This is a genomic window from Veillonella sp. CHU732, assembly GCF_003992085.1.
Taxonomy (GTDB): domain Bacteria; phylum Bacillota; class Negativicutes; order Veillonellales; family Veillonellaceae; genus F0422.
Genome location: NZ_RQVC01000017.1, coordinates 13,848 through 29,874, shown reverse-complemented (window position 1 = coordinate 29,874; position 16,027 = coordinate 13,848). Strand labels below are relative to the sequence as shown.

Genomic DNA, 16,027 nt, shown 5'->3' with positions numbered 1-16,027 from the left:
GAATGCCGTTAGGTGTAGTAGCCTTGTGGTATTTTTACTGACCAAATTACATAAGTGCAAGAAGAGCACGACATGTTCCGAAGCAAACCTACCGTAGGATCAGTTTGTGGAGGAATGTGTCGTGCTCTTCCCTTTATCTTATTTAGTTAAAAACACCACAGGCTACATAACGTAACAAGAGACGTTGCTATTCTGTAACAAACTATGCTATACTTAACTTACAAAAAGGAAGAGCCATCAACGTGTGCTTGGCGTTAGGCTCATCTCAAGATTACAAATGTGATAATGCCTAACGTGTTAAGGTGTGCTAGACCTTATTCGTTAGGCTTTGTCATTTCTAATTAAAGAAATGGTAAAGATCTATAAATAATTTTAAAAGTTTTATCAGTAAAGATAATTTCTTTAAAAACTTCATAGAACCACCTCCTCCCATCAGGGAAGAGATGAGCCTAACAACACGTTAATGGCTCTTGCATTTTTATTATAGCATAATCTATTCGTACTGTTTATGTAAATTTACTACATCAGAACATCAAACTAAGCAAAGTGCAAGTTTGCAAACGATACCGTCACAAGTGCCTTTCCCCTGAGGAACGTCGTTATACGTAGTACACTTGTGGCAATCCTAACTACCTAACTTACACTAACACAAAAGCCCGTAACATGTTCCTGAACAAACCTACCGTAGGATCAGTTTGAGAAGGAATATGTTACGGGCTTATTTATGCTAATTTAGACATCGCCACAAGATTGCATAGGGCAACAAGAGACGTTGCTATTGTCTAATAAAATGTGCTATACTTAACTTACAAAAAAGAAGAGCCATCAACGTGTGCTTGGCGTTAGGCTCATCTCGAAAGAATAAAACATTGATGAAGCCTAACGTGTTAAGGTGTACTAGACCTTATTCGTTAGGCTTTGTCATTTCTAATTAAAGAAATGGTAAAGATCTATAATCAATTTTAAAAGTTTTATCAGTAAAGATAATTTCTTTAAAAATTTCATAGAACCACCTCCTCCCATTAGGGAAGAGATAAGCCTAACAGCACGTTAATGGCTCTTGCATTTTTATTATAGCATAATAAATGAATATAAAGCATCCCCCTTTTATAATATAAAAGTTCTCACAAGATGACTGCGTTGTGCTGCCTCTTCTCAATAATATTACACACTCAAACTTTATAAAAAATAAGGGCCTACTGCTAGACCCTTTATACACTTCTTTTGTGAAAGTTTACTGACATAGAAAAAGAGCCAGCGTAGCCGGCTCTTTCAAGTATGCATCCTCAAACGCATACCCCAATTAGTTGCTATTATTATACTCCAATTAACTACTAAAAGCAAGGATTATATAAATTGTTTTAAAATTGTCATTCGTTTCTGTAGGTCAGGATGAACAACCATTGTATAAATTGACGGATTAACAGACTTTTTATACTTCGCTGTAATCTTTTCAAACTCATGTATAAAAGCCTTAACTTCTGTTTTAGAAACATGTAAAAATTTTAAATAATAACTTATAAGGATAATATAATCTCCTATTGTTTTTAAATTAAAATACGGTAATCCTACATCATTCTTTAAACAACTTTCCATTGCAGGTGTTATATTAATATTATTAAATCTTGTATCAAATACAACACCATTATGAGCAATTGCATTTCTCAAATCTTTTAGTGTGTAGATAAACTTATATAGCAATTCTCTATTAGTATCACTTGCTAAATTAAATCCTATTCTTTTGGTAATAGCATCTCTTACAGTATATGTTAAACATGAAAGCAAATATCCAAAATCCCCCATAGTTAATATTTCAAATAATGCCCAAATAGGCACATCAGAATACTTCACATTATTATAGAAATGCATAATCTTTTGATTTCTACTGCTATATGCCTTAGCAAGATTCTTTTGTATTAAATTTTGTAAATTAAGCTTATTCTGTTGTAATTTTTCTTTATTCTTTGTCGTGCATTGGATAGGCGCATTATGATATCCACTTATTACTTTATCACACATCACTTGAATACTTTCCGACCTTGCACTATCCAAGATACATTCTAATGCAATATTTTTTACTGCTGTTTCTATAAACATCATTTTACTGTACAATAACGATTTAATATCGGAATCATACTGGATTGTTGCATTAATTTCTTTATATGTAGAAAATGGTAACCTCTTTGCTTTATCTTTGTAAAAACGATATCCCTTATATCCATGAAAGTATCCGGTATTAATTAATTGTCTTTTCTGAGTACTATTAGCTATTGCTATTCCATTAACTCTTAAATGTTTCATAAGGCCATTTATTGTTTTATATCCCATAAGATACTCCTTTTTATCTTTTATCTCTTGTCTTTTATTATAGCACAATCTATTCGTACTGTTTATATAAACTTGCTACATCAGAACAGCAAAGTAAACAACACATAAGTTTGCAAACAAAACCATCACAAACGCCCCTCCCTGAGGAACGAAGTTAGGTGTAGTAGCCTTGTGGCGTTTCTTTACTATCTAAATAACACAAATACAAGAAGAGCACGACATGTTCCGGAGCAAACCTACCGTAGGATCAGTTTGTGGAGGAATATGTTACGGGCTTACTTATGCTAATTTAGACATCGCCACAAGATTGCATAGAGTAACAAGAGACGTTGCAATACTGCAACAAACTGTGCTATACTTAACTTGCAAATAAGAAGAGCCATCAACGTGCGGTTGGCGTTAGGCTCATCTCAAAATCTGTAAGTTTGAAATGCCTAACGTGTAGAGGGTCCGAACCTCTTATCGTTAGGCTTTTTCATCAATTAGTTAAACCAATCAATGAGTCGTACTATTAATTTTAGAAGTAAAATCAAGATATCGATTTTTCTAAACTTTTTCATAGTACCACCTCCTCCCATAATAGGAAGAGATAAGCCTAACAACACGTTAATGGCTCTTGCATTTTTATTATAGCATAATCTATTCGTACTGTTTATATAAACTTACTACCATCTGACTAGCAAACTCAGCAACGAGCAAGTTTGCAAATGATGCCATCACAGGCATCTTCCCCCTTGAGGAACACCGTTAGGTGTAGTAGCCTTGTGGCGTTCCTTTACTATCTAAATAACACAAATGTAAGAAGAGCACGACATGTTCCGGAGCAAACCTACCGTAGGATCAGTTTGCGGAGGAATATGTCGTGCTCTTCCCTTTACCCTATTCAGTTAAGAACGCCACAGGCTACATAACGTAGCAAGAGACGACTTAGTTGGCTTCCACAGCAGCAATCGCGCAAAGGTCAACGATATCGCTTACAGAGCAACCACGGCTAAGGTCATGAATTGGTTTTGCCAAACCTTGGATGATTGGTCCGATAGCAGTAGCGCCAGCAAAGCGTTGTACTAATTTGTAACCAATGTTCGCAGCTTGTAAGTCAGGGAAAATCAAGATGTTAGCTTTACCAGCTACTTGGGAGCCTGGAGCTTTACGTTCTGCTACGGATGGAACGATGGACGCATCTAATTGCAATTCCCCATCGAATGCGAAGTCTACGTTACGGCCTTTCAAGTCTTCTACAGCTGCTACCACTTTATCAACTTCTGGAGAAGAAGCAGATCCTTTTGTGGAGAAGGACAAGAAGGATACGCGAGGCTCTTTCATGCCTGCTACGGAACGAGCTTTACCAACGCTGGACTCAGCAATATCAGCCAATTGTTCAGATGTTGGGTTAGGAATAACGCCGCAATCGGAGAAGATCAATAATCCGTCATCGCCGTATTCTTTTTTATCAGTGATCACAAGCATAGAGCTGGATACAGTTTTCAAACCAGCTTGTGTACCTACCACTTGGATAGCTGCACGAAGTACGTTTGCTGTAGGGCTTGCAGAACCTGCTACCATGCCATCAGCCAAACCTAAACGCACTAACATAGCACCAAAGAACAATGCATCGCCAGTCATAGTAGCGTGTGCTTTTTCAGGTGTCATGCCTTTTTTCGCGCGCAATTCTACAAATGTATCTACCATTTTGTTTAATTCGCCGAATGTAGCTGGGTTGATGATTTCAGCACCTTCCAAAGATACACCAGCTGCTGTGGCTGCTGCTTGAATTTTATCTTCTGCACCAACCAATACAGGCACGCAGAAACCTTCTTTCAAAATCGCAGCCGCTGCTTCGATGACACGGCTATCTTCGAATTCTGGCAATACAATTTTTTTACCCAAGCCTTTCGCTTGCTCTTTTAAACTTTGAATTAAATCCATGGTATGTCCTCCTTTTAAGACCCATTTCGATATATCTACGCTTTATTATACTATAACTAATTTTGATGTTCAAACCGCTTCATATAGTTATGCTGAAAGTATACTATCCACTTCATTCATAATTAAGCGTTGCTAACTGAAAGCTACGTTTCCATCCACCAATATTGCCAGCTCTTTTTTCATAAGCACCTTCCATAAAAAAAGCCCTATGCTTCAGCTTTCCCCATATACCGGGAAGCCTACAACAAGGCACTATTTACTAAAACTGCTTCGGTATAAACCCAAAATGCTGCAAGGCTTTATAAATCCCGTCGTCATGGCAGGATGTTGTGACGTAGTCAGCCTTTTCTTTCAGTGCGTCACGACCATTCCCCATAGCAATGTTCAGCCAATCTGGTCGGAACATAGACAAATCATTATAGCCGTCACCGAATACGACGACGTCTCGGTAGGACGCCCCAAAGCCATCGATCATTTTCCGAATCCCATAGGCTTTGTCCATCGGTTCAAATAAAATGCATCCGTCTCCATAGCGAATTAAATCCTTCGTCATATGCACAATGCCACGGCGCTGTTCCTCTTCTTCTGTGATGAAGGCATAGACCTTGTAAAAGTGTTCAATGTCCTCTGGTACCAAGTCTGGTACGACTTCATTTTGTATCAGCTCCCACTCCGGATCCCAGGCTAGAACACTTTCATAAGGAGTAATGCGGACAAACTCATTTTTGTGGGTCACGCCCCAAGGCACATTGTGTTTCGTCAAATACTGGAGATACTGCACGCAACGGTCCCGATCCATGCCCTGCATCCATTGCACTTCGTAATTTTCTGTAATACTATAGCCACCATCAGCCACAAAATTTGGGGTCTTTGCCATCTTCGCAAACCGCATGGCATCCGCCTGCAAACGACCTGTAGCGAGCGCCACGTGATGGCCTTTATTCTGTAAATACTCCAAAGAGTACTGAGCGCTTTCAGGAATCACCCCATCCGGCCAGACCGCTAAGGTATTATCAATATCGAAGAAAAAATATTTCTTGTCCATCCGGTCCTCCTCAGCGTAAGTGCTGCTCTTCATCCCAACCGTTCACTAACTGAAAGCGGTCTTTCTGCTCCACATTTGGATATTTCTCATGGTCCACCTCACTGGCGAACATCACCAAGGGACGTACGAAGGTTTTGCGCTCTCCGTAAAGCTGTTGATACACCACATGAGGCTCATCCGTTTCGGAATGGATGGCAATGTCGATGACATAGTATAACATGCCTTTAAAATGACGATATAAACCGCCTACTACAATCTCTTGCATAGTCATCGTCCTTTCTGGTAACAATTATTTACCTAGTTGTTTCGTTGTCTCTGTCACAGAGTACCACACAAGTTCATTGATGTAATAACGAAGCTCTTCGCTCTTCACATATTTCGCATTGCTCTCTGCTGCACTAGCAATAGCTGTAGCAATATCTTCACCTGTTAATGCATTACCTTTCGCTTCGATGGCTTGCTCTACATTCGCTAAGATATCGTGGCGCAAATCTTTCAATACGTACCACGCATAGCTACCTTTTTCCACTGTTTCCTTGCCAGCCAACACTGCTGCTTCTTCGTGGCGGTTGGAACGATCTAGATTATTATCCCCATGCCAGTTGTGAATGCGTTTAAAGAATCGCAAACGTTTTGTTAGTTTCGTATCTAAAATGGATAGCACTTGAGCACCATCATAGACAGTCACCTTGTCTTGTCCCTTGCTTTGTAACGCAGTCAATAACTCATCCATTGTAATGCCATGGATTGGTTTTGCTGTAATGTGTGACACTACCGCAGAAGGAGTCACAGAATCATGACCTTTCACAGCATGAGACAATTCTTCTAATGTGATGCCTTGCATAGATGTGCTCGCCATGGCTGGCGTCGGTTGTACTCCATCAATCGTATGTACTAGGCCGTCAATGGCTTCTTTTGTTTCTGGCATAGTCGCTAATAAATGGTAGCCCTTCGCCACTTCCGTTACCTCGGATGGATGTTGACGAGCGAAAATGTCCTCGCTCATACCGAAACTTGCGCCTACTGTCAGCAATAATGCTGTTGATAATACTAAACGTTTCAAAATTCTATCTCCTATATAAATTACTGAATCATATTCTACTCAATCTATCTTTTATTATATCATACCTTATAGATTTAAAGGAGCCACAACACCCACTTAGGTTTGTTATGGCTCCTTTGTTATCGAGCATCTACATACTCTACACTAGTTCATCTTATTTTAATACATGATCTAGTTCTTTATTTGTTTCTTTTGCTGTTTGTTTTGCTGTATACCAAACAAGTTCATTGATATAGAAACGAAGTTCTTCTTGATCCACAGTGAACGCTTGTTTAGCTGCTGCTTGTGACAACGCATTCACAATGTCTTCACCAGTTGTTGCTTCACCTTTTTGGTCAAGCACGGCTTTCACATTGTCCAATGCGTCTTGACGTACACCACGCAATACATTCCAGCCATAGCTGTTGCTATATCCATTCACCGCTTCTGTCGCCTGTTCGTTATGTTTGTTCAAGAACACTTGATAGTTCGCAGTGTGTTCGTATTTATTGTCCCCATTCCAATTATGAGCACGTTTAAAGAACTCCACGCGATTAGTCAAGTTGCGATCTAAAACACGCAAGAAATCACGGTTCACATCATGGTCCGCAAAGCGATGTTGACGATCTGTCAAACGCTCACCACGCTCATGACGAGCTACTAAATCTGCCTGCACCGCATGGGCACGATCTAATGTCATACCTAATTCTTGTAATGCAGATGCCGTTTCTGGTGTCACTGCTTCCACTTCATATCCCACCGCTGGTGTTACGATATTGCCTGGGTTCTTTTGATCGAACAACACATCTCCCATAGCAAAACCAGATGTTGTGGCAGCTAATAATACTGCCGTTACTACTAATTTTTTCATGCCTATATCTCCTATACAAATTCTACTTACTAAAATTATCTCATCTAGATATACTATCTAATCTTTATCACACATTGTACTATATTGTTTTTATTTTGTATACCATAGACCCTGTGAAAGCCGAAGCTTTCACAAAATCTACTCGTATTGGTTAGTAAAAATTAACCTTTTTTTACATATTTAAGTACTTCTGCCAATTGCGCTTTCAACTCATTAATTTCGTCTTTTTGCAATTGATTTTGTGCTTCTAAGGCAGATACTTTATCTTGTAATGTATAAGAAGAGCTAATAGGACCTTGACGATATGCATCTTTCACCGCTGTTTCATCAGCACGAGAACCGAACTTCCAGCTAACGCCTGCATTTGCCATCAATTCATCATGATTGCTGCCGATAGATGCGCCTGCATGGAATAATAGAGACTCATTTTTATAGTGTGCAATACCTAATGCCAATGCAGTTTGACCTTTGTAGGTACCTACGCCAGCCATCACTGTAGTTGGTTCCAATGGATCATATTGTAAATGACGTAATCCAGCCATCGCAGCAGATTGAGCACCTAAACGATTAACACGGCTATCCACATTAGTTGCGTAATTTGCAATTCCTTTCAACTGTGACACATTCACTGCATCAGTATCGTTTTGACCTGCCGCTACATTAGTAACCTTCGTATTGCCAGCATTGATACCATCTTTGCCGATTGTCACTGTTGCTTTTGTGCCATCAGCTTGTTTGTTTTCTACAGTTAATCCATCGCCATTGATTGTTAATGTAGTGCCAGCTCCATCTGCTGTTGCTGCATTTGTAATCGACGTAATACCAGTTAATGTAGGTTTTAACGATACGTTCAATGTATCTGGATTGGTAGCATCTTTTTTCACAGTGATATTGTTATCGCCATGAATTTTTAATGTGTCACCCAATTTACGTTTCACTGTATCATTTGCTGTATCGCCTTCAAACGTAAGACCTTTTTCAAGGATCGCATTCGCAGTGTTATGTAAATCTGTTACGTTTACCGCAGAGTTATTAACTGTATTGCCTTCTTTGGCCTCTTTTAATTTAGCTAAGTAATCTACACCTTCAGCTGGTTTATCTAACGCAGACGCCACATTATCTAATGTCATTGGAGCACCCGCATTCAATTTTGTATGAACTGCTCCAGAAACTTCTGCCCCATTTTTATCTACAAATTGACCCTTTGTTGTTTTGAACACTTGGTTGCCATCTTTGTCTACAAAGATAGTTGGATTCGTTACACGTTCGTTGAATAATTGGCTACCGTTAACAGCATCTTTGGATGTTTCGGATACAGTACCATCTGCAATATTAGATAATTTATTTTGTGCACCTTTAGTTGTTCCATCTGGAGATACTAGGCTTACGGTCACATCCTTTGTAGCAACTGCTGTAGCACCTGCTTTTGGAGCTCCATTTGGTTCTACTTGATCCGCTTTGTAGTAGTTGCCATCGTTTGCTTTCACTAAACGATCACCTGTAGCATTTGTAAATACTACTGTACCAGCTTCGCCGTTACGAAGGGCATTGACTTTAGATGTTAAGTCTTTACCGTTTAAGCCATCTTTGCCAGTTGGACCTTCTTTACCTGCTGTACCCGCTACGGCTACACCATCTTGACCTGCACCCGCTTTGCCATCACGTCCATCAGAAGCTGTGTTACCAATATTAGCTGCATCATCTAATGTTTTACGTTCTGCTTTTTCTAAGCCAATCGTAATCGTACCGTTTTTATCAGTTTCAACAACCACACCAGCTTTAGGTCTTAATCCGTCAGTATCTTTAGTAGGACTATCTTGACCTGCTGGTAAATTAGTTGGTGCTACTGTACCTGTACCGGCTTTGAAAGTAATTACTTTATTTCTCGGTATTACTGTATGGCCAGTTCCAGTACCATCATCAACATGTAAATTCCATGCTTGATTATCTACATATTCTTTAGTAGCTACATCTGAATTCTCTGTTGGTTCTGCCACGTTTGTAATTTTTTTACCACCAGCATCGATACCATCTTTGCCGATTTTCACTGTTGCTTTTGTGCCATCAGCTTGTTTGTTTTCTACCGTTAACGCATCGCCATCGATTGTCAATGTAGTGCTTGCTACTTTTGCATCAGGTTGTGCCGGATCTACTGGAGCTGCATTTGTAATCGATGTAATATTTTTTAAATCTTTTACTAAACCGATTTCTAGTTTACCATCAACATTTTTAGTGCGGATGTTGTTAGCTGCTGTTGCTGCATCAGATGCTACTGTACCTTCACCTACGATGTCAAGTTTTTCACCTAAGTTCTTATGAATCTCATCGCCTGCATTGCCTTTGAAAGTCAAGCCTTTTTCAACGATCGCATTCGCAGTGTTATGTAAATCTGTTACGTTAGTAGCTGCATTTTTAACTGGGCTATTATCTTTAGCCGCTTCTTTTAATTTTTCTAATGTATCTGTACCTGCTAGTGGTGTAACAACAGAAGAAATATTATTTAATACAGTTGTACCATTTGTTGTAGTACCATCTGGATTTACTAGACGTGCTTCTGGTGTCACGGCTACTGCATCATCTGCTTTTGTGCCATCTGCATTGACCTTACCCACTGGATAGTACTTACCATCATTAGCTTTCACTACACGTTCGCCAGCCTCATTTGTGTACACTACTGTACCAGCTTCGCCGTTACGAAGTGCGTTTACTTTAGATGTTAAGTCTTTACCGTTTAAGCCATCTTTACCTGTTGGGCCTTGTGCACCTGCTGTACCATCTACGTTTGCACCATCTTGACCTGCACCAGCTTTACCATCACGTCCGTCAGAACCTGTATTACCAATGTTAGCTGCCTTATCTAATGTTTTACGATCTGCTTCTTCTAAGCCAATCGTAATTGTACCGTTTTTATCAGTTTCAACAACCACACCAGTTTTAGGTCTTAATCCGTCAGTATCTTTAGTAGGACTATCTTGACCTGCTGGTAAATCAGTTGGTGCTATTGTACCAGTACCCGCTTTGAAAGTAATTACTTTGTCTTTCGGTATTACTGTATGGCCAGTTCCAGTACCATCATCAACATGTAAATCCCAAGCGTGATCATCTACATATTTTTTAGTAGCTACATCTTTGTCATCTGTTGGATCTTCCACGTTAGTGATTTTTTTACCACCCGCGTCGATACCATCTTTGCCGATTGTCACTGTTGCTTTTGTGCCATCAGCTTGTTTGTTTTCTACAGTTAATGCATCGCCACCGATTGTCAATGTAGTGCTTGCTACTTTTGCATCAGGTTGTGCTGGATCTACTGGAGCTGCATTTGTAATAGATGTAATATTTTTTAAATCTTTTACTAAACCAATTTCTAGTTTACCATCAACATTTTTAGTACGGATGTTGTTGGCAGCTGTTGCTGCATCAGCGGCTACAGTGCCTTCGCCTACGATGTCCAATTTTGCGCCTAAGTCTTTATGAATTGCATCGCCTAGGTTACCTTGGAAATCAAGACCTTTTGTGACAAGAGCATTCGCTGTGTTATGTAAATCTGTTACATTCACCGCAGAGTTAGCTACTTTGCTATCGGTTTTTGCGCCTTCTGCTAATTTATCTAGATATGTATTACCTGTTAAATCTTTTATAGCAGATGCTACGTTATCCAATGTCATTGGTTTTTCAGCATTCACTTTTGTATGAATCTTAGCTAACTCATCAGCATCAGTAATTTCTGCACCATCTTTAGTAGTAAATTTACCGTCTGCATTTTTGAATACTTGGTTACCATCTTTGTCTACGAAGATCACAGGACTTGTTACACGTTCGTTGAACAATTGGCTACCGTTCACTGCGTCTCTAGATGTAGCAGACACTGTTCCAGGAGCAATGTTAGATAATTTATTTCCATCACCAGCTGTTGTACCATCTGGAGATATTAGGCTAGCAATTACCTCTTTGGTAGGAACCGCAGTTGCTCCTGGTTTTTTCTCTCCATTAAGCTCTACTTCATCAGCTTTATAGTACTTACCATCGTTTGCTTTCACAAGACGATCGCCTGCTGCATTTGTGTACACTACTATACCAGATTCGCCGTTACGAAGTGCATTCACTTTAGTAGTTACGTCTTTACCGTTTAAGCCATCTTTACTAGTTAAGCCTGTTGCACCTGCTGTACCAGCCACCGCTGTGCCTTGTCCATTGGCACCTGTTTGACCATCACGTCCATCAGAACTTGTGTTACCAATATTCGCTGCCTTGTCTAATGTGGCACGAGTCGCTTTATCTAGACCAACTGTGATATTACCTTGATCATCCTTAGTGATTAAAAGACCTTTTTTAGGAGTTGCTTCATCATCACTTGTATCTGCACTAGCTTTTAATGTAATCGCTTTGTTTTTTGGTGCTACAGCTTCTGCTGGATTATCGCCATTTTGAACTTTTAAGCCCCATTTTTGAGCATCTACATATTCTTTATTGGCTGCATCTTTGTCATTTGTTGGTTCTGCCACGTTAGTAATTGCTTTACCACCAGCATCGATACCATCTTTGCCGATTGTCACTGTTGCTGTATCAGCACCGTTTTTGTTCACTACGGATAGCTTATCGCCATCGATAGTTAATTTCGTACCATCTCCATCTGCTGTTGTTGCATTTGTAATCGACGTAATACCAGTCAATGTAGGTTTTAATGCTACATTCAATGTATCTGCATTAACAGCATCTTTCGTTACAGTGATATTATTCACGCCATGGATTTTTAATGTTTCACCCAATTTGCGTTCGATTTTATCGTTCGTATCATTGTCGCCGATGAACGTAATTGGTTTATCCAGAATTGCCGTTGTTGCTGCATGTAAATCTGTTACATTCACTGCAGAGTTAGCCACTTTGCTATCTTGTTTTGCACCTTCTGCTAATTTATCTAAGTATGTAGTACCTGTTAGATCTTTTACAGCAGATGCCACATTATCCAATGTCATTGGTTTGTCAGCATTCACTTTTGTATGAATCTTAGCTAACTCATCAGCATCAGTAATTTCTACACCATCTTTAGTAGTAAATTTACCGTCTGCATTTTTGAATACTTGGTTACCATCTTTGTCTACGAAGATTACTGGACTTGTTACACGTTCGTTGAACAATTGGCTACCGTTCACTGCGTCTTTAGACGTAGCAGACACTGTTCCAGGAGCAATATTGGATAATTTACTTCCATCACCAGCTGTTGTTCCATCTGGATTTACTAGACGTGCTTCTGGTGTCACGGCTACTGCATCGTCTGCTTTTGTGCCATCTGCATTGACCTTACCTGCTGGATAGTACTTACCATCGTTAGCTTTCACTACACGTTCGCCAGCCTCATTTGTGTACACTACTGTACCAGCTTCGCCATTACGAAGTGCGTTTACTTTAGATGTTAAGTCTTTACCATTTAAGCCATCTTTACCTGTTGGGCCTTGTGCACCTGCTGCACCAGCTACAACACCAGTTGCATTTTTGCCTGCTTGTCCATCACGTCCGTCAGAACCTGTGTTACCAAGGTTAGCTGCATTGTCTAATGTAGTACGATCTGCTTTTTCTAAGCCAAGTGTGATGTTGCCTTGATCGTCCTTGGCAATTACAAGACCTTTTTTAGGTTTTGTTGCATCATCACTTGTATCTGCGCTAGCCTTTAATGTAATCGCTTTATCTTTCGCTGTTACAGCTTCCGCTGGATTGTCGCCATTTTGAACTTTTAAGCCCCAAACTTTAGAATCTACATATTCTTTATTGGCTGCATCTTTATCACCTGTTGGATCTGCCACGTTAGTGATTGTTTTACCACCAGCATCGATACCATCTTTGCCGATTTTCACTGTTGATGTTGCACCATCAGCTTGTTTGTTTTCTACAGTTAATGCATCGCTACCGATTGTTAATGTAGTGCTTGCTACTTTTGCATCAGGTTGTGCTGGATCTACTGGAGCTGCATTTGTAATAGACGTAATGCCAGTTAATGCTGGGTTTACATTGTACTTGTAAGGGGTAGCCGCTGTGCCATCACCTTCAACAGTTGTGTTCGTACCATTTGCAAAGTTTGGTTGTGCTGCATTAGCAGAAATAGTGTATGTTTTCTTACCTGTTGCTGCATCTTCGCTGGAAGTAACTGTAACGCCATTACCTTGTACGACTTCTGTACCTAATCCAGTTATTACTTTTTTACCATCATCTGTGATGTTGGATAAGTTTTTATTCGCCAATGGACTTGTTGCATTAGTGATTGCTGTGTTAACTACGCCTGCTGTTGCAAGTTTATTTGCATCGTCAGCTTTTGTAATATCCGTAGCCACTACAGGTGTAACTGTAATATCACCGTTATTGTTAGCAACAGTTAATTTGTCCTCATCACCAGAAGCAACAGATTTAAGAGAACTTAATCCAGTAATTTTTGCTTTGTCTGTTGTGTCGTTACCGTCACCATCTACATATGTTAATGTAACAGTACCGTTCTCCACTGTATAATCACCTGGTTTAATATGACGTTCTGCTGTTTTATCTAACTTCTCTTTAACTGTTTCATTTGTTTCATGTAACTGTTTACCTGTTACAGCATCAGTAGAATTTTCTGATACATCACCTTCTTTTAGGTTAGTGATTTTTTTACCACCTACATTAACACCATCATCGTTGATCGCAACAGTTGTTGCGCCACCATTCAATGTCAATGTATCACCAGTGATAGATGTAATACCTGTTAAGGCTGGGTTTACATTATATTTGTAAGGGCTGTTTTCTGTGCCATCGCCCTCAACAGTTGTATTCGTTCCATTTTCAAATTTAGACGGAGCCGCTCCACCGCCACCGCCGGCAGCATTTTTAAGTTCCTCTTTTAAAGAGTCACTTAATTTTAATTTATACCTACGGGTGACACCGTTTTCTTCGCTTTTTTCAGCATTTTCACTTTCACCTTTATCAACAACAATGTCGCCACTATCCTCTATAACAGTATCATTAGCTTTTACAATGAAATTGTTAAACGTTGCCTCGTCCCCATTAAAATCTTCTGCTTTAAAAGTATTCGTTGTAACACTTACATTATTACCTGCTTGCACATGATAAAGAGGAATATTTATTTTATCCGTATCTTGATCATGGGGTACTTCCGTATATATTGGAGGATTAAAGTCATCTGGTAAATTAGGATCCGTATCAGATGCCGTCACACTAGCCATCACCCATGGTGCACTAGGGCTGAATGACGTCGCTACTGTCGCTGCCGTTGCAGCCAACAATGCAATACCGTATTTTTTACGTTTTTTTGATATTCTTTCTTTCATAACTTACATTCCTTTGTTATTACATTACACATTGCCACTATGACGGATACTATCCAACAACTTTCATACTTTATACTTACGTATCAAATCATCATAATGAATGTAAATACCCGTTTAGTTTGCATATCTATATTTTTAAATGTACATCTATTATAATGTATAATATCTAATTAATGCAACAGCAAATATTGATATATTTCGATATTTTATCCTACTCCCCCCCCCATTTTAAACAAATTGAATATTTTTTATTCATCCTACGAAACCTTCGCAAACACCAGAAGAGCCATCAACGTCTGCTAGCGTTAGACTCATCTCAGAAGAATAAAAAGAAATGGCCTATAAACCTATTACCAAGCCGCACAGCAAACCAAGCAAAGCGCAAGTTTGCAAATGACACAGCCCCTGAGGAACGCCATTACGAGTAGTGGCCTTTGTGGCGTTCCTTAACTACCTAAATCATACAAATGCAAGAAGAGCACGACATGTTCCGGAGCAAACCTAACCACTGTATCAGTTTGCGTAGGAATATGTCGTGCTCTTCCCTTATGCTAATCTAGAACGCCACAAGGCTACATAGCGTCACAAGTGACAATTGTATTTAACTCTGAACTATGCTATACTTGGAGTATCAAAAAGAGAGCCATTAACGTGTCGTTGGCGTTAGGCTCATCTCGAAACAACAAAATGTGATGATGCCTAACGTGTATAAGTACTGGTTATACACGTTAGGCATTTTCATTGTCTATTTAAATAGATCTTTAAACAGGTCAATGATACTTACTATTACAGAAATTAGATAAAGCAATAAAGTATACTTTTCATACTTTCTCATAGTATCACCTCCCCCTATATTAGGAAGAGACGAGCCTAACTCACGTTAGTGACTCTCATACCACCATTACACACCTAACTATACAATATGAAAAATAACAACCTTATGAATATCATTCTGAAGAACGCCGTTACGAGTAGTAGCATTTGTAATATTCCTGCAACCTGTGATATAATTAAGACAACAAAAGAAGAGCCATCGACGTGTAGCTAGCGTTAGGCTCATCTCAGAAGAATAAAGAGAAATGGCCTAACGTGTATAAGTACTGCGAATACTTATTGTTACGTTAGGCTTTTCATTTCTATTGAAAGAAACGATAAATATCTATAATCAACTTCAAAAACTTTATCAATAAAGATAACTTTCTAAAATTTTTCATAGAAATCACCTCCTCCCATACTAGGAAGAGATGAGCCTAACAACACGTCGATGGCTCTTACAGTTTTTATTATAGCATAATCTATTCATACTGTTTATATGAAAATAATACCATGCCGAACAGCAAACTAAGCAAAGCGCAAGTTTGCAACTGACACCGCCACAAGTACCCTTCCCCTGAGGAACGCCGTTATGAGTAGTAGCCTTTGTGGCGTTCTCTTACTACCTAACTCATACAAACACAAGAAGAGCACGGTGTGCCCCGAACAAACATTATGAAATACCGTTTGTG

7 protein-coding genes are annotated in these 16,027 nt (G+C 39.4%); all 7 read right to left on the bottom strand.

Annotation, left to right across the window (positions count from 1 at the left end; genetic code table 11):
• Positions 1 to 1,347: 1,347 nt before the first annotated feature.
• Positions 1,348 to 2,328, bottom strand: coding sequence for an Abi family protein (locus EO121_RS07535; protein ID WP_127167177.1), 981 nt, complete (start codon positions 2,326 to 2,328; stop codon positions 1,348 to 1,350).
• A gap of 927 nt (positions 2,329 to 3,255) precedes the next feature.
• Entirely contained in the window at positions 3,256 to 4,254 is a 999-nt protein-coding gene (gene pta / locus EO121_RS07530) for a phosphate acetyltransferase (protein ID WP_126938417.1), read from the bottom strand.
• Between the two features lie 259 nt (positions 4,255 to 4,513).
• The gene (locus EO121_RS07525; protein ID WP_127167175.1) at positions 4,514 to 5,299 is read right to left on the bottom strand and encodes an HAD-IIB family hydrolase; all 786 of its coding nucleotides are present in this window, start codon (positions 5,297 to 5,299) and stop codon (positions 4,514 to 4,516) included.
• A 10-nt stretch (positions 5,300 to 5,309) separates the two neighbouring features.
• Entirely contained in the window at positions 5,310 to 5,564 is a 255-nt protein-coding gene (locus tag EO121_RS07520) for a DUF1653 domain-containing protein (RefSeq protein WP_009353968.1), read from the bottom strand.
• A 24-nt stretch (positions 5,565 to 5,588) separates the two neighbouring features.
• Positions 5,589 to 6,362 carry a hypothetical protein gene (locus EO121_RS07515; RefSeq protein WP_127167173.1) on the bottom strand — a complete coding sequence of 258 codons (774 nt, stop codon included), beginning with the start codon at positions 6,360 to 6,362 and terminating at the stop codon, positions 5,589 to 5,591.
• A 154-nt stretch (positions 6,363 to 6,516) separates the two neighbouring features.
• Positions 6,517 to 7,212 (bottom strand): hypothetical protein, encoded by a 696-nt coding sequence (locus EO121_RS07510; protein ID WP_127167171.1) that lies wholly within the window; start codon positions 7,210 to 7,212, stop codon positions 6,517 to 6,519.
• A 161-nt stretch (positions 7,213 to 7,373) separates the two neighbouring features.
• A complete protein-coding gene (locus EO121_RS07505) occupies positions 7,374 to 14,522 on the bottom strand; it encodes a YadA-like family protein (RefSeq protein ID WP_127167169.1) in 7,149 nt (2,382 codons plus the stop codon).
• Between the last annotated feature and the right edge of the window lie 1,505 nt (positions 14,523 to 16,027).

Coding starts and splice junctions, on each gene's coding strand:
- EO121_RS07535 (WP_127167177.1), bottom strand. CDS start 2,328: ATGGGATATAAAACAATAAATGGCCTTATGAAACATTTAAGAGTTAAT.
- pta (WP_126938417.1), bottom strand. CDS start 4,254: ATGGATTTAATTCAAAGTTTAAAAGAGCAAGCGAAAGGCTTGGGTAAA.
- EO121_RS07525 (WP_127167175.1), bottom strand. CDS start 5,299: ATGGACAAGAAATATTTTTTCTTCGATATTGATAATACCTTAGCGGTC.
- EO121_RS07520 (WP_009353968.1), bottom strand. CDS start 5,564: ATGCAAGAGATTGTAGTAGGCGGTTTATATCGTCATTTTAAAGGCATG.
- EO121_RS07510 (WP_127167171.1), bottom strand. CDS start 7,212: ATGAAAAAATTAGTAGTAACGGCAGTATTATTAGCTGCCACAACATCT.
- EO121_RS07505 (WP_127167169.1), bottom strand. CDS start 14,522: ATGAAAGAAAGAATATCAAAAAAACGTAAAAAATACGGTATTGCATTG.